The organism is Pseudomonas sp. S3_E10 (genome assembly GCF_054667615.1).
In genome coordinates this window covers 260,926-282,456 of the sequence record NZ_CP162743.1, presented here as the reverse complement: position 1 = coordinate 282,456, position 21,531 = coordinate 260,926, and the positions used below count along the sequence as shown (strand labels likewise).

Below are 21,531 nucleotides of genomic sequence, written 5' to 3'. Positions count from 1 at the left end.
AAACGGCAGGGCGGTCGTGCCCGCCTTGCCGATGGAGTACTTCTTTATGCTCGCTCAAGCCGCTGTCTCGCAGCCTCCCGGTATCCAGCCGTTGCCGCTGGAAGAACCCTACCTGCTGGAAATCGTCAATATCAGCAAAGGCTTTCCCGGCGTCGTGGCCCTGGCCGATGTGCAACTGCGCGTGCGCCCCGGCACCGTGCTGGCGCTGATGGGGGAGAACGGCGCGGGCAAGTCGACCTTGATGAAAATCATCGCCGGCATCTACCAGCCCGACGCCGGTGAAATCCGCCTGCGCGGCAAGCCGATCGTGTTTGAAACACCGCTGGCGGCGCAAAAGGCCGGGATCGCCATGATCCACCAGGAACTCAACCTGATGCCGCACATGAGCATCGCCGAGAATATCTGGATCGGCCGCGAGCAGCTCAACAGCCTGCACATGGTCAACCATCGCGAAATGCACCGCTGCACCGCCGAGTTGCTGGCGCGCCTGCGCATCAACCTCGACCCGGAAGAGCAGGTGGGCAACCTGAGCATCGCCGAGCGGCAGATGGTCGAGATTGCCAAGGCGGTGTCCTACGACTCCGACATCCTGATCATGGATGAGCCCACATCGGCGATTACCGAGAAGGAAGTCGCCCACCTCTTTTCGATCATTGCCGACCTCAAGTCCCAGGGCAAAGGGATCGTCTACATCACCCACAAAATGAACGAAGTGTTCGCCATCGCCGATGAAGTGGCGGTGTTCCGTGACGGCCAGTACATCGGCCTGCAACGCGCCGACAGCATGAACAGTGACAGCCTGATCTCGATGATGGTGGGCCGTGAACTGAGCCAGTTGTTCCCGGTGCGTGAGACTCCGATTGGCGACTTGCTGCTGTCGGTGCGCGACCTGCGCCTGGACGGAGTGTTCAAGGACGTGTCGTTCGACCTGCACGCCGGCGAGATCCTCGGCATCGCCGGGTTGATGGGCTCGGGCCGCACCAACGTGGCGGAGACCCTGTTCGGCATTACCCCAAGCGACGGTGGCCAGATCACCCTGGATGGCCAGGCGGTACGCATCAGCGACCCGCACATGGCTATTGAAAAAGGTTTTGCGCTGTTGACCGAAGACCGCAAGCTCAGTGGCCTGTTCCCCTGCCTGTCGGTGCTGGAAAACATGGAGATGGCGGTGCTGTCGCACTATTCAGGCAATGGCTTTATCCAGCAGAAAGCCCTGCGCGCGCTGTGCGAAGACATGTGCAAGAAGCTGCGGGTGAAAACCCCGTCCCTGGAACAGTGCATCGACACCCTGTCGGGCGGCAACCAACAGAAAGCCTTGCTCGCCCGTTGGCTGATGACCAACCCACGGTTGTTGATCCTGGATGAACCCACCCGGGGCATCGATGTGGGGGCCAAGGCCGAGATCTATCGCTTGATCTCGTTCCTCGCCAGCGAAGGCATGGCGGTGATCATGATTTCCTCGGAGCTGCCCGAAGTGCTGGGCATGAGCGATCGGGTGATGGTGATGCACGAAGGCGAACTGATGGGCACCCTGGACCGCGCGGATGCGACCCAGGAAAAAGTCATGCAGTTGGCCTCCGGTATGACCGCGGTCCACTGACGAGCAGCCGCGCGGGCCTGCGGTTGGCCCGCGCCACAGAATAAGAAGGTGATTGGCTATGAACGCAATAACAGACAACAAGCCTGCCACGGTACCGGTCAAGCACCGGCGGCGATTGCCTACCGAGCTGAGCATCTTCCTGGTGCTGATCGGCATCGGCCTGGTGTTTGAGATGTTCGGCTGGATTGTGCGGGACCAGAGCTTTTTGATGAATTCCCAGCGCCTGGTGCTGATGATTCTGCAAGTGTCGATCATCGGCCTGCTGGCCATTGGCGTGACCCAAGTGATCATTACCACGGGGATCGACTTGTCGTCCGGCTCGGTGCTGGCGCTGTCGGCGATGATTGCCGCGAGTTTGGCGCAGACTTCCGATTTTTCCCGGGCGGTATTCCCCAGCCTGACGGACTTGCCGGTCTGGATCCCGGTCGCCATGGGCCTGGGGGTGGGGTTGCTGGCCGGGGCGATCAACGGCAGTATCATCGCCGTCACCGGTATTCCTCCCTTTATTGCGACCCTGGGCATGATGGTCTCGGCCCGTGGCCTGGCGCGTTATTACACCGAAGGCCAGCCGGTGAGCATGCTCTCGGATTCGTACACCGCCATCGGCCATGGCGCGATGCCGGTGATCATCTTCCTGGTGGTGGCGGTGATCTTCCATATCGCCCTGCGCTACACCAAGTACGGCAAGTACACCTACGCCATCGGCGGCAACATGCAGGCGGCGCGGACTTCGGGGATCAATGTCAAGCGCCACTTGATCATCGTCTACAGCATCGCCGGTCTTCTGGCAGGCCTGGCTGGCGTGGTGGCCTCGGCCCGCGCCGCCACCGGCCAGGCAGGCATGGGGATGTCTTATGAGCTGGATGCGATTGCGGCGGCAGTGATCGGCGGCACCAGCCTGGCGGGCGGGGTAGGGCGTATCACCGGCACGGTGATCGGCGCACTGATCCTGGGCGTGATGGCCAGTGGGTTTACCTTTGTCGGTGTGGACGCGTATATCCAGGACATCATCAAGGGCTTGATCATCGTGGTGGCCGTCGTCATCGACCAATACCGCAACAAGCGCAAGCTCAAGCGCTGATACGGCTTAAAGGGCAACACAACTCCATGTGGGAGGGGGCAAGCCCCTCCCACAATGGATCATCAACCGTCTGTTTCAACCGTTTGTCTTCTATATAGCTCCACAAGACTGAATTTCTTGCTATAAACGCACTCCGATAACCGTTCGCCAAGCCCGTCCTGGTGCCTTTTGGGGTTGTATCGGTAAAAATGCCTGTCTTTTCAGTTGCTGCGCCCTCAAGTCGGCCTTAGACTGCCGCCCCTCGTAAATTGAGTGCCGGGTGGCGCTTGGAATGGATGGCGCCCTTCCGAGGCCTGCAAAGGTCGACCGGAACGCTCCCTTATTCGCCTTAATGCACGTATTTTTTATAGAGAAATCAATGACAAAGGAAAAGTTGCTGGCCATGCCGGCGGATGACTACATGAATGCCGAACAGCACGCTTTTTTTGAGAAGTTGCTGCAAGACATGAAAGTGGAACACCACGAGCGCATTGAACAGAACCGTATCGCCATTGAAAGCCTGGATACCCCGGCTGACCCGGCCGACGCCGCTTCCGTGGAAGAAGAGCGCACCTGGCTGGTCAACGCCATCGACCGCGACCAGCGCATGCTGCCGCAGCTTGAGCGGGCACTGGAACGCATCAAGGAAGATTCCTTTGGCTGGTGCGATGACAGCGGCGAGCCTATCGGCCTCAAGCGCCTGCTGATCAGCCCTACCACCAAGTACTGCATCGAAGCCCAAGAGCGCCACGAGCAGATCGACAAGCACCAGCGCCAAGCCTGATGCGGTGAAACTGGGGGATTGTTCAAGCGGTCCCCCAGAGAAAGACCCGTTACTCCTCCCGTCTATTGATCTATTGCACGCTACCCCACTAAAGGCCCATGGATAATGGCCTGGTAGTGGCGTTTAATGCAGAGACAATAACGACAAGCAGCGGGGTAACGACGATGGCTGGAGACGGAACTCTGATGGGCGCAGCAGTGCCACCGCAACCGGTGGTGCGCGGTTTGCCCGGTTGGCTCACGCCGCTTATGCAGAGCACCGCCCTGGTGCTGGTATTGCTGGGCCTGGCATTTGCCAACCTGCCGCTCTACCTCTGCCTGCCTTTGGCCGTACTGGTGATCTGGCTACCGCGCCTTAAACATTCCAAGCCGGCCATGGCCCAATCCGCGGCCAACGATGCGATTGGCGACCTGACCCGCGACCTGTCCTACACCACCAGCCATAACGCACTGTCTGCTGCCGGCGTGGCCTATTCGGTCAAGCAGTTGGCCGCCCGCGTACAGTCCCAACTCAGTGCGGCCAAGCAGATTGTCAGCAGCGCCGAAGTGATGATCAGCACCGAGCAGGTCACCTCGCAATTGAGCCGCGACGCCCTGGGCGCCGCCAGCCAGGCCCATCAGCGCAGTACCGAAGGCCGTGAGGTGCTGGCCCAGTCGATCACCCGCATGCACCAGCTCAGCCAGCGCGCCAATGCCAGTCGCGAGCTGATCGAGGCCTTGAGCCAGCGCAGCGAAGAAATCCAGCGCGTGACCCTGGTGATTCAGTCCATCGCCAGCCAGACCAACCTGCTGGCGCTTAACGCCGCCATTGAGGCGGCGCGCGCCGGGGAGCACGGGCGGGGCTTCGCCGTGGTGGCCGACGAAGTTCGCGGGCTGGCCGGCCGCACGGCCACGGCCACCGATGAAGTCGGGGTGATGGTCGCGGATATCCAGCAGCGCACGGCCCAGGTGGTGGAGCAGATTCGCCAGTTGTCAGCGGACCTGAACACTGGCGTCGAGCAGGTGGAACGCGCCGGCGAACAGCTGCACAGCATCGCCAGCCTGGCGGCGGATGTGGAAGGGCAAGTCAATGAGATCGCCCTGGGCACCGATACCAACCGCACCCAACTCGACAGCCTGTTCCATGCCGTGGAGCAGATGCGCAGCGATCTGGACGTGAGCGACCAGCAAACCCGGCAACTGGCCGATGCCGCGGTGCAAATGGAAGGGCAGGCCGAAACCATCAGCGAGCGCCTGGCGGAAGTCGGGCTGGATGACTATCACCAGCGCGTCTACGACTTGGCGCGTGAGGGCGCCAGCCGCATAGCGGCACAAATGGAGGCCGATGTGCAGCAAAATCGCATCAGCCTGGACGATTTGTTCGACCGCACTTACACGCCCATTCCCAACACCCGTCCGAGCAAGTACCACACACGATTTGACGGCTACACCGATCAGGTCCTGCCGGCGATCCAGGAAGCGTTGTTGCCGCGTCATGAGGGGCTGGTGTTTGCCATCGCCTGCACACAGCAGGGCTATGTGCCCACGCACAATAATGCGTTTTCCCAGGCCTTGACCGGCGACGCCCAGGTCGATGCGGTACAGAACCGCACCAAGCGCAAGTTTGACGACCGTACCGGGATTCGCTGCGGCAGCCATCAACAAGCCGTGTTATTGCAGACCTACACCCGCGATACCGGCGAGTTGATGCACGACTTGTCGGTGCCGATCATGGTCAAGGGGCGGCATTGGGGCGGCTTGCGCCTGGGGTATAAGCCGCAAGCCGCGAAGAGCGTCAGGCCTGGGGAGGTTCGTGCAGCAGGGCGTTGAGGTCGTCCACGGCCGGCGCCCATTCTGCGTCGACATGCAACTGCTCCCTGAGGAAAGCGGCCTGTTGCTCGCTCCAGAACGGCGCATCGATCAGCTTTATATCGTCTGGCAGGCGGTGCTCTGCCGTGAATCGTTCGATGGCTTCCTGGCTTGAATCCAGGCCCAGTTGTTCGAACAAGGTTTGCAGCGTTGGGCTAGTCGTATCCATGGGTTTCTCCCTGCAGGCTGAGCATCGTTATGCATGGGAGAGCTGTGCCGCGCAGGAGTTCGATCGGATTGTCAGGAAGTCAATGCGCCTGAATCCACGGCCGTCTTGAGTGCCAGGGCGGATTCTTTTCCGGCGGCAGCGGCGGTGTCCAGGGTCTTGAACCAGCGGTCTTTTTCAACCTGATGCAGGGTGACGGCAGTCAGCGGCGGCTTGGCACGCATCACGATCACCGCTTGAAACTCACCGTCTACTTCCCTTGCGTCGCCATGGATGAAAAATTCGCCAATATCAAATTCCGTCACGTATCGCCTTCCCTTCGAGGTAATCAACTGCACTGATGAAACCTGACCCGCACGGGGCAAGTTTCAATCGACGGGCCAGTATGGCAGTTGTTGAGGGGCGACGGCGCAGTAAAGTCATCCAGGTGACGAAACGATTGCACCGTGCAGGCTGGTTTCCAACTGCTTGGCCAGTTCGCAGGCCTGGATGTGGTCACTGCGAAAGCCTTTGATTCTGCCGCTGGTCACTTCAAGGATATGAAAGAAGTTGCGCCCGGCGGGTACCACTTGGTAAAGAATTGAATTGGAGTACCCCTTGACGCTGTGCAAGCAGTAGTATTGCCGTTCTTCCTGACATGATGAACGAGTGCGGGAAGACGTAGCGTCGTAGTGACGTCGTTGCATGGTCAGCTCCTGTCGATCGATCTTGTTGATACACCAGCAGCGTTACGGGTGGTTTTGACCCCCGTAGCTGTTTTAGTATTGTCGTCGGCGGGTGGCACCTGGTTCCAGCGCTCGTGTTTTCAATTGTATGAGCTGTCGGAAACTGCGTTTTTAATAGGGTTATTCTCTGAAGCGGGTCGACCGGTATTCTCTGGCTATTGAACCTGTGATTTCCTGTGGCGCAGGATGACCTCGCGTGAGGCTTGTCGTGTACGCCTGTACCTGCCTCTGGCAGGGCAGCGGGATCTTCTTCAGTTTTTTTCAAAAAATGTGTGTAACCGTGCCGAAATGGCCGTTTTTTTGTGCTGCCCGCCTTTGGCGGACGGCGCTCTTTTCGATGTGGGGGCGTTTCCTTGGCAGTCAGTAATCTGGATATGCACGCGTTGTTCGTGCTGGGTGATTTGCGCGCAAAGTTGGTCAAGCAGTTTCAATCCCGTTTCGTCTACATCACTGAGCAGACGCCGGAAGGCATCTACATCGCTGAAATCGATACCGAAGCGGCGATGGTGGTGGATGACAAACCCCGCCTGGAACTCAAAGTAGGCGACCATTTCCGCGCAGCGGTATTACCCAGTCGCGAAGGTGGCAAGTTCGAACTCAAGTTTCGCGATATCAAATTGACGGTGTATGGCCTGGGCGACTACGCCTTTGTTTCTTCGGCCGAAGGCCAGGGCATCGTGTTCAAGGAAGGCCACAGTGTGATGCTGGTGTTTGCCGCCAACGAACAATTGCAGGAAGGCCTGACCAAAACCCTCAAGGCCGTGACCGGCAAGGCCGCCAAGTGGCGCAAGGGTGAATTGGTCACGTTCAAGGCCAGTGAATAATCCGCACATCCTGCGAACATCTCCTATCTCCCGGAACCTCTACTACAGTTGAGTTGACTTAACTACTCAGAGGCTTCGCGCATAAGCAGCAAAGCCGTCCGCTATCTGCTGCGATATCGCGAGGTGCAAGGGCATGAAAGGATTGAGAACGCTGTTGGCCGCGTCGCTGACGACCCTGAGCCTGTCCATGGCTTCGCTGCCGGTTTGTGCCGCACAGGCACCGGTGCACTTTGCCGACCTGAACTGGGAAAGCGGCAGCCTGATCACCGAAATACTGCGAGTGATTGTCGAGAAGGGTTATGACCTGCCCACCGACACCTTGCCCGGCACCACCATCACCCTGGAAACCGCCCTGGCCAAGAATGACATCCAGGTGATCGGCGAAGAGTGGGCCGGCCGCAGCCCGGTGTGGGTCAAGGCAGAGGCCGAAGGCAAGGTGGTGGGCCTGGGCGATACGGTCAAAGGCGCGACCGAAGGTTGGTGGGTGCCGGAGTACGTGGTCAAGGGCGACCCCGCCAAAGGGCTCAAGCCGCTGGCGCCGGAGCTTAAAAGCGTGAAGGACCTGGCGCGTTACAAGGACGTGTTCAAAGACCCGGAGTCCCCCGGTAAAGGGCGCTTTCTCAACAGCCCCATCGGCTGGACCTCGGAAGTGGTCAACAAACAGAAACTCAAGGCGTATGGCCTGGACGACAGCTACGTGAATTTCCGCAGCGGTTCCGGCGCGGCACTGGATGCCGAGATCGCCTCGTCGATACGCCGGGGCAAACCGGTCTTGTTCTACTACTGGTCGCCTACGCCTTTGATGGGGCGCTACAAACTCATCCAGCTGGAGGAACCACCGTTCGACGCCGAGGCCTGGAAAACCCTGACGGATGCGGATAATCCTGATCCAAAGCCGACGCGGTCGTTGGCATCCAGGTTGAGTATCGGCGTGTCCACGCCGTTCCAGAAAGAACACCCTCAGATCGCGGCATTCTTTGAAAAGGTCGAGTTTCCGATCGAACCATTGAATAAAGCCTTGGCGACCATGAGCGAGAATCACACGGCGCCACGCGAGGTGGCCCAGGTGTTTATGAAAGAACACCCTGAGGTGTGGAAGGCATGGTTGACCGAGGAGGTGGCGGGGAAGGTTGAAGCGAGTCTGAAATAACCCCCGTTCTTGCTTTCGAGTGGTCCTCAAAAGTGCGGGAGCAAGCAAGCCTGCTCCCGCGTTCGGAGGGTATTGCCGGGCTTAGAACCGGGTGTGTACGGCCACCTCGAACGTTCTTGGCGATCCCAAATAGTAAGCCGGCGACACATGGGCAAACTCGGCGTACACCGCGTTAGTCAGGTTGCGTACCCGACCGGTCACCGAGGTGTGCGAGTCCACCTTGTAGCGCAGGAAGCTGCCGAACAGGGTGTAGGCCGGTACGGTCAGCGTATTGGCATTGTCGGCATACACTTGGGCCACATACCGCGTATCCACCCCGCCTTGCCAGTCATCGGCAAAATCATAAGTCAGCCACAGGTTGCCTACACGCTTGGGTACGTTGGTTGGCGTGTTGCCCTTGCGTGAGACCACAGCGCCGCTGGCGATCTTCTCGTTGAACTCATCGTATTCGGCGTCTACCCAGGCGAAGTTGCCCTCTGCCAGAAGCGCTGGAGTGATACGCAGCGAACTGGCCACCTCGATACCCTTGGACGACTGCGCGCCGACCGGGATGCTGTTGGTCGGGTCCAGCGGATCGGTCACGGCAAAGTCCTTGCGCTCGATCCGATAGGCCGCGACGGTGGCGGAGCCACGACCGTCCAGGTAGTCGAACTTGCTGCCCACTTCCCACTGTTTGCCGGTCGATACATCAAATACTTGTGTGGTGGTAGTGGGCTGCTCGGCGGCGGTGCTGTATTGCACGTACACGTTGGCGGATGGCATGAACTGGTACGTCAGGCCGGCGCGGCCGGTCACCGGTTCCCAACTGCGCTTGAAGTGGCGGGGGTTGCTCGCCGTGACCACGCGGTGGTTGGTGACATCCAGGTCGATAGCGTCGTAACGCAGGCCAGTGAGCAGGGATAGTTTGTCGCTAAGGCCCAGCCGGTTTTCCACAAACAGCGCTTGGGTGGTCACCGCGTTGGTCTTGTCCCTTACGAATCCCGGCCGGGTGCCCGGTATGTCATAAAAATTGCCAGGGTTGTAGTGGTTTGGGTCCACCGTGCTTTTGCCGGATACATTCAATGGGCTGTTGGTGGTGCTGTTGACCTTGTACTCAAAACCGCCGGACCAGGTGGTCGCCAGCCCCAGCAAGCTGGCGTCATGGCGCAGTTCGAACTGGTTGCCGTTCTGTTCACCTTGATGGCGCACCTGGTAGGCAGTCGAGCGGTTCACCGCACGGTTATCGGCGGTGTACTGGTAGGTTTCCAGGTTGCGATAATCGCGCTGGCTGTCGAGATGGTAGAGGGTGTTTTTCAGCGTGGTGCTGTCGTTGATCCGGTAGTCGATGATCGAGCGCGCCCACAGTGTTCGCTGCTCGTAGCGGCCATCGGCGACGTTGTAGTTGTTGAACCGGTTGTGCGTGTCGATCTTCAATTCGCCGGCCTTGGGGTTGAGCACCGGCGTGCCCCAGTAAGGACTGTCTTCATGCTCATCCTGATACTCCAAGGCCAGCGTGTGGGACAGGCTGGGTGTGAGGTCGCTGAGTAAGGAAAACGCCAGGCTCCAGGCGTCGCGCTGGTCACGGTCGATATAACTGTGGTTGGTGTTGCGGCTCACATCCAGGCGCGCGTAATGCTGCACCTCGGCGCTCGGCTCGGTGAGCGCATGGTTGACGCCGAAGGCCATGCCGGCGGTGTCGTAGCTGCCATAGGTCAGTTGGCCCTCGGCGGCCTGTTCCTCGCGGGTGGCCAGCTTGGTCACATAGTTGAGCGAGCCACCGACGGCGCCGGCGCCGTTGATCAGGGAGGAGGGGCCGCCCACCAGTTCCACCCGATCATAGATCCAGGCATCCACCGGTCGTGCCAGGCCGGTGGCGACGTTGATGCCGTTGAACATCTGGGTGATCTGGCTGCTGGTAAACCCGCGATAGGACACAAAACCGCCAAACCCCGGCGGCGCGCTGGCGTTGACGCCGGGCAGGGTGTTGGCCGCATCGCGGAAGGTCTTGGCGCCATGGCGTTCGATATCATTGCGGTTGGCGATGGCTACCGACGCCGGGGTCTCCCGCACGCTTAGCCCCAACCGCGACGCCACGCCGCTGGGTTGGTCCAGGGCCAGGCCGGGCTCGGGCGTTGGTTGGCCATCGATGGTGGTCGGGGCCAGTTCGAGCGCCCAGGCGCAGACAGGCAGGCAGCCGAACAGGCCTGCCAACAGGGGTAAATGCTTCATGGTTGAATCCTGAAAAACGTGGCTTGAAAACAACGCACAGCCGTACGTACTTCCTTACGGAAACGCAGGTCAGTGCAGATCAAAAAGCGCAGGTATCAGGCGAAAGCGGGCGGCGCGCGCGGGTTAGCCGTGGGCCAGGTGAAGCGGGCAGGGATGTCAGCAGCCAGAACGATGGCCGGTGGTGGGGCGTGAGGTTGCGGCAACACCGCCACATTCAGGCTGGAACTGAGCGCGGGCCCCATGCCGCCGGTGGAACACAGCGGGCAACCGAACGCCTTGGACAGCGTGGGCAGGTTCTCACCGGTGGAGTGGGTCGGCTTGGGGGCCTGGGTGCGCGGGTCTACGGTACAGAACTGACCGCCAATCCCATTGAGTTGCATCCCCACCATCTGCCCGTGACCGATACTGCAGGCGAACACATTGAACAGGACGCAGCAATACAGCATCCAGGCAATGAGCGAGCGATCGGCACGGGCGATTTTCATGGGGCGGCACTTTACCATCAGCCGCCGACGAAATGCCTGCAAAAAATCTCAGGGCGACTATGCTTTTTCGCACTTTTCCAGGGAGAGCCAGTCATGAGCTTCGTCGTCGCACGGTGGATTGTCGGCATTTTTACCTGCATCAGCATGGTCCACTTGTATTGGGCCGCCGGCGGCAAACTCGGCAGCCTCGCCGCCATCCCCCAACTTCCCGGTGAATTCGCCAGCGGGCCACGCCCGGCGTTCAAACCTTCGGCACTGGGCACCTTTTTGGTGGCGATGGGGTTGGTGGCGATTGCACTGTTGGTGTGCCTGCGTGCCGGGTTGTACTTTTCGCCGGTGTCCCATCGGGCGTTGCAGTGGGGGATCAGCGCGATTGCCGTAGTGATGTTTGCCAGGGCAATTGGGGATTCGGAGTTGGTGGGTTTTTTCAAGAAGGTCAGTGGGTCGCGGTTTGCGCGGCTGGATACGTGGTTTTATTCGCCGTTGTGCCTAGTGTTGGGGGCAGGGTTATTGGTGGTGGCGTGGAGTTGAGGACCTGCGCCTTACGTTCCCCGCTACGCGACTACCGGCTATTGTAAGAAAACTCCTACAGGAGTACAAATGTACTCCATGACGAACCTGACCCCCCGCCGTACCGCCATCCTGACCTTTATCCGCGACCGTATCGCGCAGCAAGGCCAGCCCCCCAGCCTCGCCGAGATTGCCGAAGCGTTCGGCTTTGCCTCGCGCAGCGTCGCGCGTAAACACGTGGTGGCGCTGACCGAAGCCGGTTTTATCGAGGTCAACCCCAATCAGGCCCGTGGTATTCGCCTGCTCAATCAACCCGCCCGTCCCGAATGGCTGGATGTGCCGGTACTCGGGCGTGTCGCCGCTGGCCGGCCGATTGGCGCCGATGCCGACGTACACAGCCGCCTGCAACTGGACCCCGCTACCTTCGCGAAAACGCCGGATTACCTGCTGCGGGTACAGGGCGATTCGATGATCGAAGACGGCATTCTCGACGGCGACCTGGTGGGTGTACGCCGCAGTGCCGAGGCCCTGACCGGGCAGATCGTGGTGGCGCGCCTGGACGGTGAAGTCACCATCAAGCGTTTCGAACGCAATGGCGACAGCGTGCGTCTGTTGCCGCGCAACCCCGCGTATCAACCCATTGTGGTGGGGCCTGACCAGGACTTGGCCATTGAAGGGGTGTTCTGCGGCCTGGTGAGGCAAGGTTGATGGGCGCCGTGGTTGCACTGGATACGCTGTTCAATGGCGGCCGCGTCTGGAAAGGCCGGCCCGCCGCGCCGCCGGCCAGTGTGCATCCTACCGGGCTTACGGCGCTGGATGCGGTGCTGCCAAGCGGCGGCTGGCCTGAGTCGGCCCTGAGTGAAATCCTGCTGGCCAATGAAGGTATCGGCGAATTGCAACTGGTGCTGCCGACCCTGGCGCGCTTATCCACGGCGGGAGAACGCATTGTGCTGGTGGCCCCGCCGTATACGCCGTACCCCCACGCCTGGCAGAACGCCGGGGTCGATTTACGCCAACTCTCGGTGGTGCAGGCCGAGGAGCGCGACGCGTTGTGGGCGGTGGAGCAATGCCTGCGCTCCGGCAGTTGCGGCGCGGTGTTGTGTTGGCCGCGCAAGGCCGATGATCGCGCGTTGCGGCGTTTGCAGGTGGCGGCGGAAACCGGGCAGACCCTGGCGTTTGCCTGGCGATCCATCAGCGAGGCGGTCAACTCATCTCCCGCCGCCCTGCGCCTGGCCGTCGAAGCCAGGCCTGCCCAAGTGCGGGTGCTCAAATGCCGTGGCGGCCTGGCTCATCCGGCGCCGATTGCGCTGAGCGGGCATTGAGGTTGCTATGCGCTGGGTGTGTATTGTGTTCCCGCAATTGGCGCTGGACGGCGTGCAGCGTGTGCATCCCGAACCCGAGCAACCCCTGGCGTTGCTGGCCGGCACGCCGCAGCGGCGTGTGCTGCAAACCGTCAACGATGCTGCCCGTGCCTTGGGGCTGCGTCCCGGCCAATCGCTGACGGCGGCGCATGCCCTGGCCAAGACCTTTGCCAGCGCCGAATACGACCCCGCCGAAATCGAACGCTGGCAGCAGTTCCTGGCCGCCTGGGCCTATCAGTTCAGCTCCCAGGTCAGCCTGTATTACCCACGCGCCTTGTTGTTTGAAATCGAATCGAGCCTGGGACTGTTCGGGCCCTGGCCGCAGTTTGAAGCGCGTTTGCGCAAAGAGCTGACCGAACTGGGCTTTCGTCACCGTATCGTCGCCGCACCCAACCCGGCCGCGGCGCGGGTGCTGGCCAATCTCTACGATGGCCTGGCCGTCGCGGATGAGGCCCTGGCGCAAGCCTTGGCGCCGCTGCCCATCGACCGCGCCGGCCTTGAGCCCCAGGCCGCCACCGCATTGTCGCGCATGGGCCTGCGTACCCTGGCGCAGGTGCAGGCTTTGCCCCGGCACACCTTGGCGCGGCGTTTCGACGCCACGTTGCTCAAACACCTGGATGCACTGACCGGACAACGCCCCTTGGCCCTTGGGTTTTACCAGCCGCCGGACCAGTTCGATGAACGCATCGAATTGAATTTCGACGTGCAATCCCACCAGGCGCTGCTGTTTCCGCTGCGCCGCTTGACCGGCGATTTGTCGGCATTCCTGTGTGGTCGCGACAGTGGCGTGCAGCGTTTTGACCTGCATCTGGAACACGCTCAGGCGCCCGACAGCGTGATCAAGGTCGGCCTGCTCAGCGCCGAGCGTGAACCTGCGATGCTCTTCGAACTGGCCCGTGGGCGCCTGGAGCAGTTGCAAGTCAGCGCCCCGGTGCGCGGCTTTCGCCTGGTGGCCCGCGACTTGCCGGTATTTGTGCCGCAGCGCCAGGACCTGTTCGACGACCGCCCGCAACAGACCCTGCCCTGGGAGCAACTGCGCGAACGCCTGCGCGCGCGCCTGGGCGATGAGGCGGTGCAAGGCCTGCGCTTTCACGCCGACCATCGGCCCGAATGCGCCTGGCAAGCGGCGGCGGACACTCGCCCATGCCCGACCTTGAACAAGGTGCAACGTCCCGGCTGGCTGCTCAACGAGCCCACCTTGCTGGCCGAGCAGGGCGTGCGGATCCTCATGGGGCCGGAGCGTATCGAAACCGGCTGGTGGGACGGCGCCGACATCCGCCGCGACTACTACCTGATCCAGACCCGCGCCGGCCAGCAAGGCTGGGCCTACCGCACGGTGGGGCAAGCCGATGGCCTGTGGCTGCAAGGCTGGTTCGCATGAGCTACGCCGAGCTGCATTGCCTGTCCAACTTCACGTTCCAGCGCGGTGCTTCCAGTGCATTGGAGTTGTTCGAGCGCGCCAAGCGCCAGGGCTACAGCGCCTTGGCGATCACCGATGAATGCACGTTGTCGGGCATCGTGCGTGCCTGGCAGGCGGCCAAGGCGGTGGGCTTGCCATTGATTATCGGCAGCGAAGTGCGCATCGAAAACGGCCCGAAACTGGTCCTGCTGGTGGAAGACCTCAGCGGCTACCAGTACCTGTGCCGCCTGATCACCCTGGCCCGACGCCGCGCCGAAAAGGGCCGTTATCGCCTGCTGCAAGAAGACTTCGACCAACCCCTCAACGGCCTGCTGGCGGTGTGGGTCGCGCAAGACAGCGACACCCAGGCCTCGATCCAGTGGCTGCGCCGTACTTTCGCCGGGCGCCTGTGGCTGGCGGTGCACCTGCACTGTGGCCAGGACGATGCGCGCCATCTGGAGCAGCGCCTGCAGTTGGCCGCGAGCCTGGATATCCCGGCAGTGGCCTGCGGTGATGTGCACATGCATGCGCGTGGTCGACGCGCCCTGCAAGACACCATGACCGCCATCCGCCATCACGTCTCGGTGGCCGACGCCGGCACGCGCCTGCACCCAAATGGCGAGCGGCATTTGCGCAGTCTCGATGCGCTGAATGCGTTGTACCCGCAAGCCTTGCTTGACGAGACCCTGAGCATCGCGCGCCGTTGCACCTTCGACCTCGGCCAGTTGCGCTACCGCTACCCGCGCGAATTGGTACCCGAGGGGCATGATGCGCAATCCTGGCTGCGCGTTCTTACCGAAGAAGGTATCGCCCAGCGGTGGCCCGAGGGTATCGATGCCAAGACCCTGCAACAGATCAATCACGAACTGGCGTTGATCGGCAGGCTGGGTTACGAAAGCTATTTCCTCACGGTGCACGACATCGTGCGCTTTGCCCGCAGCCGTTCGATCCTCTGCCAGGGGCGAGGCTCGGCCGCGAACTCGGCGGTGTGTTTTGCCTTGGGTATCACCGAGATCAACCCGAGCCTGACGAACATGCTGTTCGAGCGCTTCCTGTCAGAGGAACGCAACGAGCCGCCGGATATCGACGTGGACTTCGAACACGAGCGCCGTGAAGAAGTGCTGCAATACGTGTTCCAGCGTTATGGCCGCACCCGCGCGGCGTTGACGGCGGTGGTCAGCAGTTACCACGCGAGCGGCGCGGTGCGCGACGTGGCCAAGGCGCTGGGGTTGCCGCCGGACCAGATCAACGCCCTGGCCGACTGCTGCGGGCGCTGGAGTGATGCGACGCCGCCACTGGAACGCCTGCGCGAAGCGGGCTTCGACCCCGACAGCCCGTTGCTGCGCCGTGTGTTGACCCTGACCGGGCAATTGATCGGCTTTCCCCGGCACCTGTCCCAGCACCCCGGCGGCTTCGTGATTTCCGAATACCCGCTGGACACCCTGGTGCCGGTGGAAAATGCCGCCATGGCCGAACGCACCATCATCCAATGGGACAAGGACGACCTGGACGCGGTCGGCCTGCTCAAGGTGGATATCCTCGCCCTGGGCATGCTCAGCGCGATTCGCCGGTGCTTCGACCTGCTGCGCCGTCATCGTGACCTCGACCTGGCCCTGGCGACGATCCCCAAGGAAGACCCGGCCACCTACGCGATGATCAGCAAGGCCGACACCATCGGTGTGTTCCAGATCGAATCGCGGGCGCAGATGTCGATGTTGCCCAGGCTCAAGCCCAGGACGTTTTATGACCTGGTGATCGAAGTGGCGATTGTGCGACCGGGGCCGATCCAGGGCGGCATGGTGCATCCGTACCTGCGCCGACGGAACAACGAAGAAGCAACCACTTACCCGTCGCCGCAACTTAAAAGCGTATTGGAGCGCACCCTGGGCATTCCGCTGTTCCAGGAACAAGTGATGCAGATCGCCATGGTCGCCGCCGACTACAGCCCTGGCGAGGCCGACCAGTTGCGCCGCTCCATGGCCGCCTGGAAACGTCACGGCGGCCTGGAACCGCACCAGCAGCGCCTGCGCACCGGCATGCTGAAAAACGGCTACACCGAAGCCTTTGCGGCGCAGATTTTCGAGCAGATCAAGGGGTTTGGCAGCTATGGCTTTCCGGAATCCCACGCGGCCAGTTTCGCCTTGCTGACCTACGCCAGTTGCTGGCTCAAATGCCACGAGCCGGCGGCGTTTGCTTGTGCGTTGATCAACAGTTGGCCCATGGGTTTCTACAGCCCGGACCAGATCCTGCAGGATGCGCGGCGCCATCGCTTGCAGATCCGCCCGGTGGATGTGCGAGCCAGCGACTGGGATTGCAGCCTGGAGCCCATCGACGGCCAGCAACCGGCGATCCGCATGGGGCTGCGCATGATCAGCGGGTTTCGCGAAGAGGACGGGCGGCGCATCGAAGCCGCCCGTCAGCGCCGGCCGTTCAGCGACATTGCCGACCTGGGCGCGCGCGCCGGGCTGGATGCCCGCGCCCAAGCGTTGTTGGCCGACGCGGGCGCCTTGCGCGCCCTGGCCGGCAACCGGCACCAGGCGCGCTGGGACGTGGCCGGCGTACACCAACAACTGGGGCTGTTTGCCGGGTTGCCCGGCTGCGATGAAACGCGGGTGGACTTGCCCGCGCCCACGCTGGGCGAAGACCTGCGCGCCGATTACGCCACCCTCGGCACCACCCTTGGGCCGCACCCGCTGGCGTTGCTGCGCGATGAGTTGCGCAAGCGTCGGTGTCGCAGTTCCCGCGAGCTTATGGCGGTGGAGCATGGGCGTAACGTCAGCGTGGTGGGCCTGGTCACCGGTCGGCAACGCCCAGGCACCGCCAGCGGCGTGACTTTTGTGACGCTGGAGGACGAATTCGGCAACCTCAATGTGGTGGTCTGGCGCGACCTGGCCGAACGTCAGCGCCAGGCCCTGGTCGGCTCGCGGCTGCTCAAAGTGGACGGGCGGTGGGAGGCGGTGGGCGAGGTGCGGCACTTGATCGCCGGGCGTTTGACCGACCTCAGCGTATTGCTGGAAGGCATCGATGTGCGCAGCCGGGATTTTCACTGAAGCCTGGGGACAGCGTGGTGGTTACTGCCAAATTTATACCAAATGAAACCATCTGCTCGGTGTAAGCTCCAAAAATGGCGACTGTCCTGTCTTTGCCCAGAGCTTAACAATGCAATTCTTATCCAATTCCCATGGCTGTGAAGGTTGGGCCGGTGAAATGGCTCAGCGTATACGCGGCTTTGACTGGTCAAAAACCGACCTCGGGCCCATCGACCAGTGGTCCACCAGCCTGGCCTGTACCGTGCAAATGATGCTTGCCTCACCGGTGCCGATGGTGATGCTGTGGGGGCGCCTGGGCCACATGATCTACAACGACAGCTACTCGGCGTTTGCCGGTGGTCGCCACCCGTACCTGCTGGGTACGCCGGTGGAGCTGGGTTGGCCGGAAGTGGCCGACTTCAACCGGCATGTGGTGGACACCTGCCTGGCCGGAGGCACGTTGTCGTTCAACAACAAGGACTTGGTGCTGCTGCGCAACGGACAACCGGAAACCGTATGGCTGGACCTGTATTACAGCCCCGTCGCCGGCGATGACCAGCAACCGGCCGGCGTCCTGGCGATTGTGGTCGAGACCACCGAGTTGGTGAAGTCCGAACAGGTGCGTCAGGAACTCACCCATAATCTCGAACAGCGCGTGGCCGCTGAAGTGCAGGCGCGCTCCACCGCCGAGGAGCAGTTGCGCCAGTCGCAAAAACTCGAAGCCATCGGCGGCCTTACCGGCGGCGTGGCCCACGACTTCAATAACCTGCTGCAAGTGATCGCCGGCAACCTGCATTTGCTGGCCCGCCATGAACCGGACAACCCCCAGGTGCAGCGGCGTGTGAGCGCGGCCATTGCAGCGGTGGAGCGGGGCGCCAAGCTGTCGACACAACTGCTGGCCTTTGCCCGTCGCCAGCCATTGTCTCCGGCGGTGTACAACCCGTTGCGCATTTACGAAAACCTCGGCGAACTGCTGCAGCGCGCACTGGGTGAAACCATCCGCATTGATGTGCAACTGCCGCGTGATCCGTGGCGCATTCATGTCGACCGCAACCAACTGGAAAACGCCTTGCTCAACCTGGCGATCAATGCGCGGGATGCCATGAAGGGCGAGGGCGTGATTCGCATCAGCGGTGAAAACATCATCCTCAACCCCGATGATTGCATCGGCAAAAGCATCAGCCCCGGCGAATACGTACGCCTGGCGGTGAGCGACACCGGTGTGGGCATGTCACCGGCGATCCAGGCCAAGGTGTTCGAACCGTTCTTCACCACCAAGCGCGACGGCCACGGCACCGGCCTGGGCTTGAGCATGGTGTTCGGCTTTGTGCGCCAAAGCGGCGGGCACGTGGATGTGTGCAGCGCAGAAGGCAAGGGCACCTTGGTGCAGTTGTATTTCCCGCGCAACCTGGGCGAGGAACGCCCGGAAACATCGGCCGAACCCTTGGCGCCCGAGGGCGGCCAGGAAACGATCCTGGTGGTCGAAGACAATGAAGGCGTGCGCCTGACCGTCGTGGAAGTGCTCGAACAATCGGGCTACACCGTGCTCACCGCCGAAGACGGCGACCAGGCCATGCTCAAGCTCAAAGACGGCCTGCAACCGGACCTGATTTTTACCGACGTGGTAATGCCGGGCCGCGTCAAAAGCACCGACCTCGCGCAGTGGGCCCGCGGGCAAACGCCTCCCGTGCCGGTGCTGTTCACCTCCGGCCACACCCGCGACATCCTCTCCAGCAACCACCTGCTGAGCCGCGACATTCATCTGCTGAGCAAGCCCTACAGCCCCGAAGCCCTGACGTTACGCGTGCGCCGCGTGCTTACCGCAAGACAAGGTTGACCATGACTTCACCGCGCAACATCCCTTCGATCACCGCCCAACGCCCAGGCTTCGTGCGGGTGCGGGGTGCCCGCGAACACAACCTGCGCAATGTCGATGTGGACATTCCCCGGGACGCCTTGGTGGTGTTCACCGGCGTGTCGGGCTCGGGCAAATCGTCCCTGGCGTTTTCCACGGTGTATGCCGAGGCTCAGCGGCGCTATTTCGAGTCGGTGGCGCCCTATGCGCGGCGCCTGATCGACCAGGTGGGCGTGCCCGACGTGGACAGCATCGAGGGCCTGCCGCCCGCCGTGGCCCTGCAACAACAGCGCGGTACGCCAAGCGCGCGCAGCTCGGTGGGCAGCGTCACCACCTTGTCCAGCCTGATCCGCATGCTGTACTCCCGCGCCGGCAGTTACCCGCCAGGGCAGGCGATGCTCTATGCCGAGGACTTTTCGCCGAACCTGCCTCAGGGCGCGTGCCCGCAATGCCATGGCTTGGGCCGCGTGTATGAAGTGACCGAAGCGCTGATGGTGCCGGATCCATCGCTGACCATCCGCCAGCGCGCGGTAGCTTCCTGGCCCCTGGCCTGGCAGGGCCAGAACCTGCGCGACATACTCGTAACCCTGGGTTACGACGTGGATACCCCTTGGCGTGACCTGCCGAAAAAACACCGCGACTGGATCCTCTTCACCGAAGAAACCCCCACGGTACCGGTGTATGCCGGCTTCACCCCGCAGCAAACCCGCGACGCGCTCAAGCGCAAGCTGGAGCCGAGCTACCAGGGCACCTTCAGCGGCGCGCGGCGCTATATCCTGCACACGTTCACCCATACCCAGAGCGCGCTGATGAAAAAGCGCGTCGCGCAGTTCATGCAGGGCAGCGCCTGCCCGTTGTGCGAGGGCAAGCGCCTGACCCGGGCGGCACTCTCGGTGAAGTTCGCCGGGGTGGACATTGGCGAGTTGTCGCAGCTGTCGCTGGCGCAGTTGGCCGAGTTGCTGCGGCCGGTGGCGGCGGGGCAGGACACGATGAAACTGTCCGTGGAAAAGCGCCTGGCCGCGCAGCGTATCGCCCAGGATTTGCTGGAGCGCGTCAGCACCTTGACCGAGCTGGGCTTGGGGTATCTGAGCCTGGAACGCAGCACGCCGACGTTGTCGTCCGGCGAGTTGCAACGCCTGCGCCTGGCCACGCAATTGGGCTCGCAATTGTTTGGCGTGATCTATGTGCTGGATGAACCGTCGGCAGGGCTGCACCCGGCGGATGGCGAGGCGCTGTTCACCGCGCTTGAGCGTTTGAAAGCCGCCGGCAACTCGCTGTTTGTGGTGGAGCACGACCTGGAAACCATGCGCCGCGCCGACTGGCTGATCGATGTCGGCCCGGCCGCCGGCGAGCATGGCGGGCAAGTGCTGTACAGCGGCCCGCCCGCCGGCTTGGTGGATGTGCAGGCATCGCAGACCCGTGACTATCTGTTTGCCGAACCGCGCCCGTCGAATCAGGCGCGCCGTGAACCCCGTCACCTGTTGAAACTGGCGGGTGTGACGCGTAACAACCTCCATGATCTGAGCGTGGAATTCCCGCTGGGTTGCTTCACCGCAGTGACCGGCATTTCCGGCTCGGGCAAGTCCAGTCTGGTCAGCCAGGCCCTGCTGGAACTGGTGGGCGCAGGCCTTGGGCGCGTGGTCGACAATGACGAAGAACAGAGCCTGGAAGATGACGCGCCGCAACCCCTCGGTGGCCGCATCAGCAGCGGGCTGGAACATATCCGCCGCCTGGTGCAGGTAGACCAGAAACCCATTGGCCGCACGCCGCGCTCGAACCTTGCGACCTACACCGGGCTGTTCGATAACGTGCGCAAACTGTTCGCCGCCACGCCCGCCGCGAAGAAGCACCAATACGATGCCGGCCAGTTCTCTTTCAACGTCGCCAAGGGCCGTTGCCCCAACTGTGAGGGCGAAGGGTTTGTCAGCGTCGAGTTGTTGTTCATGCCCAGCGTGTACGCGCCGTGCCCGACCTGCCATGGGGCGCGCTACAACCCCGAGACACTGGCGATCAAATGGCAGGGCTTGAGCATCGCCCAGGTGCTGGGCCTGACCGTTGAGCAGGCCGTCGAGGTGTTTGCCGAGCAGCCGGGTGTGTTGCGTTCGTTGCAGGTATTGCGCGATATCGGCCTGGGTTATCTGCGGCTTGGCCAACCGGCTACCGAACTGTCCGGCGGCGAGGCGCAACGCATCAAGTTGGCCACCGAACTGCAACGCAACGCCCGGGGCGCGACCTTGTATGTGCTGGATGAGCCGACCACGGGGCTTCATCCACGGGATGTGGATCGCCTGCTCAGCCAGCTCAACCATCTGGTGGATGCGGGGCACACGGTGGTGGTGGTCGAGCATGAAATGCGCGTGGTCGCGCAGAGTGACTGGGTGATCGATATCGGGCCGGGAGCAGGGGATCTGGGGGGCAAGGTGGTTGCCAGTGGCACGCCACAGAAAGTCGCCAGGAGCAAAAAGAGTCGCACCGCGCCATTCCTGGCACGGGCACTCACCTAAGCGCAAAAAAGCTTCAAATGTGGG

At 62.2% G+C, this 21,531-nt stretch carries 18 protein-coding genes; 13 read left to right on the top strand and 5 right to left on the bottom strand.

The window, feature by feature from the left end; all coding sequences use genetic code 11:
• Nucleotides 1-46: 46 nt before the first annotated feature.
• From AB4N98_RS01165 to AB4N98_RS01150, 4 genes are all read left to right on the top strand, one after another.
• Nucleotides 47-1,600: a sugar ABC transporter ATP-binding protein gene (locus AB4N98_RS01165; protein ID WP_026067457.1), complete on the top strand. Its 1,554-nt coding sequence runs from the start codon at nucleotides 47-49 to the stop codon at nucleotides 1,598-1,600.
• Between the two features lie 58 nt (nucleotides 1,601-1,658).
• Nucleotides 1,659-2,681 (top strand): ABC transporter permease, encoded by a 1,023-nt coding sequence (locus AB4N98_RS01160; protein WP_026067458.1) that lies wholly within the window; start codon nucleotides 1,659-1,661, stop codon nucleotides 2,679-2,681.
• A 358-nt stretch (nucleotides 2,682-3,039) separates the two neighbouring features.
• A complete protein-coding gene (locus AB4N98_RS01155; protein WP_003191666.1) occupies nucleotides 3,040-3,444 on the top strand; it encodes a TraR/DksA family transcriptional regulator in 405 nt (134 codons plus the stop codon).
• A 98-nt stretch (nucleotides 3,445-3,542) separates the two neighbouring features.
• On the top strand, nucleotides 3,543-5,252 hold the full coding sequence (locus AB4N98_RS01150) for a methyl-accepting chemotaxis protein (RefSeq protein WP_460060369.1): 1,710 nt from the start codon (nucleotides 3,543-3,545) through the stop codon (nucleotides 5,250-5,252).
• On the opposite strand, the gene AB4N98_RS01145 is transcribed toward AB4N98_RS01150, so the two are convergent.
• The 3 genes from AB4N98_RS01145 to AB4N98_RS01135 all read right to left on the bottom strand — a co-directional run bounded on the left by AB4N98_RS01145 (nucleotide 5,218) and on the right by AB4N98_RS01135 (nucleotide 6,143).
• Nucleotides 5,218-5,460, bottom strand: coding sequence for a DUF2789 domain-containing protein (locus AB4N98_RS01145; protein ID WP_017530330.1), 243 nt, complete (start codon nucleotides 5,458-5,460; stop codon nucleotides 5,218-5,220). The genes AB4N98_RS01150 and AB4N98_RS01145 overlap by 35 nt on opposite strands.
• A 71-nt stretch (nucleotides 5,461-5,531) precedes the next feature.
• The gene (locus AB4N98_RS01140) at nucleotides 5,532-5,762 is read right to left on the bottom strand and encodes a hypothetical protein (protein WP_026067459.1); all 231 of its coding nucleotides are present in this window, start codon (nucleotides 5,760-5,762) and stop codon (nucleotides 5,532-5,534) included.
• Nucleotides 5,763-5,876: 114 nt separating this feature from the next.
• Nucleotides 5,877-6,143, bottom strand: a complete 267-nt coding sequence (locus AB4N98_RS01135; protein WP_026067460.1) for a hypothetical protein — start codon at nucleotides 6,141-6,143, stop codon at nucleotides 5,877-5,879.
• Nucleotides 6,144-6,556: 413 nt separating this feature from the next.
• Here AB4N98_RS01135 and AB4N98_RS01130 point away from each other — a divergent pair, with 413 nt between their 5' ends.
• Together AB4N98_RS01130 and AB4N98_RS01125 are read left to right on the top strand one after the other, a co-directional pair.
• A complete protein-coding gene (locus tag AB4N98_RS01130) occupies nucleotides 6,557-7,006 on the top strand; it encodes a hypothetical protein (RefSeq protein WP_050554011.1) in 450 nt (149 codons plus the stop codon).
• Nucleotides 7,007-7,139: 133 nt separating this feature from the next.
• On the top strand, nucleotides 7,140-8,156 hold the full coding sequence (locus AB4N98_RS01125; RefSeq protein ID WP_017530333.1) for an ABC transporter substrate-binding protein: 1,017 nt from the start codon (nucleotides 7,140-7,142) through the stop codon (nucleotides 8,154-8,156).
• An 81-nt stretch (nucleotides 8,157-8,237) separates the two neighbouring features.
• Here AB4N98_RS01125 and AB4N98_RS01120 read toward each other — a convergent pair whose 3' ends face one another.
• Nucleotides 8,238-10,364: a TonB-dependent receptor gene (locus tag AB4N98_RS01120; protein WP_020379922.1), complete on the bottom strand. Its 2,127-nt coding sequence runs from the start codon at nucleotides 10,362-10,364 to the stop codon at nucleotides 8,238-8,240.
• A 95-nt stretch (nucleotides 10,365-10,459) separates the two neighbouring features.
• A complete protein-coding gene (locus AB4N98_RS01115; protein ID WP_017530335.1) occupies nucleotides 10,460-10,849 on the bottom strand; it encodes a DUF2946 domain-containing protein in 390 nt (129 codons plus the stop codon).
• A gap of 93 nt (nucleotides 10,850-10,942) precedes the next feature.
• On the opposite strand from AB4N98_RS01115, the gene AB4N98_RS01110 reads away from it, so the two are divergent.
• From AB4N98_RS01110 to uvrA, 7 genes are all read left to right on the top strand, one after another.
• Nucleotides 10,943-11,380, top strand: a complete 438-nt coding sequence (locus AB4N98_RS01110) for a DUF3995 domain-containing protein (protein ID WP_017530336.1) — start codon at nucleotides 10,943-10,945, stop codon at nucleotides 11,378-11,380.
• Between the two features lie 69 nt (nucleotides 11,381-11,449).
• Nucleotides 11,450-12,067 (top strand): transcriptional repressor LexA, encoded by a 618-nt coding sequence (gene lexA, locus AB4N98_RS01105; RefSeq protein WP_017528018.1) that lies wholly within the window; start codon nucleotides 11,450-11,452, stop codon nucleotides 12,065-12,067.
• Nucleotides 12,067-12,681 carry a translesion DNA synthesis-associated protein ImuA gene (imuA, locus tag AB4N98_RS01100; RefSeq protein ID WP_017528017.1) on the top strand — a complete coding sequence of 205 codons (615 nt, stop codon included), beginning with the start codon at nucleotides 12,067-12,069 and terminating at the stop codon, nucleotides 12,679-12,681. Before lexA ends, imuA begins: the two co-directional genes overlap by 1 nt.
• 7 nt (nucleotides 12,682-12,688) lie before the next feature.
• Nucleotides 12,689-14,101 carry a Y-family DNA polymerase gene (locus tag AB4N98_RS01095; RefSeq protein ID WP_017528016.1) on the top strand — a complete coding sequence of 471 codons (1,413 nt, stop codon included), beginning with the start codon at nucleotides 12,689-12,691 and terminating at the stop codon, nucleotides 14,099-14,101.
• Nucleotides 14,077-17,169 (top strand): error-prone DNA polymerase, encoded by a 3,093-nt coding sequence (locus AB4N98_RS01090; protein ID WP_206665933.1) that lies wholly within the window; start codon nucleotides 14,077-14,079, stop codon nucleotides 17,167-17,169. The genes AB4N98_RS01095 and AB4N98_RS01090 overlap by 25 nt, the downstream gene beginning before the upstream one ends.
• Before the next feature lie 109 nt (nucleotides 17,170-17,278).
• A complete protein-coding gene (locus AB4N98_RS01085) occupies nucleotides 17,279-18,985 on the top strand; it encodes an ATP-binding protein (protein WP_017528014.1) in 1,707 nt (568 codons plus the stop codon).
• Between the two features lie 2 nt (nucleotides 18,986-18,987).
• A complete protein-coding gene (gene uvrA / locus AB4N98_RS01080; RefSeq protein WP_065878326.1) occupies nucleotides 18,988-21,507 on the top strand; it encodes an excinuclease ABC subunit UvrA in 2,520 nt (839 codons plus the stop codon).
• Nucleotides 21,508-21,531 lie beyond the last annotated feature (24 nt).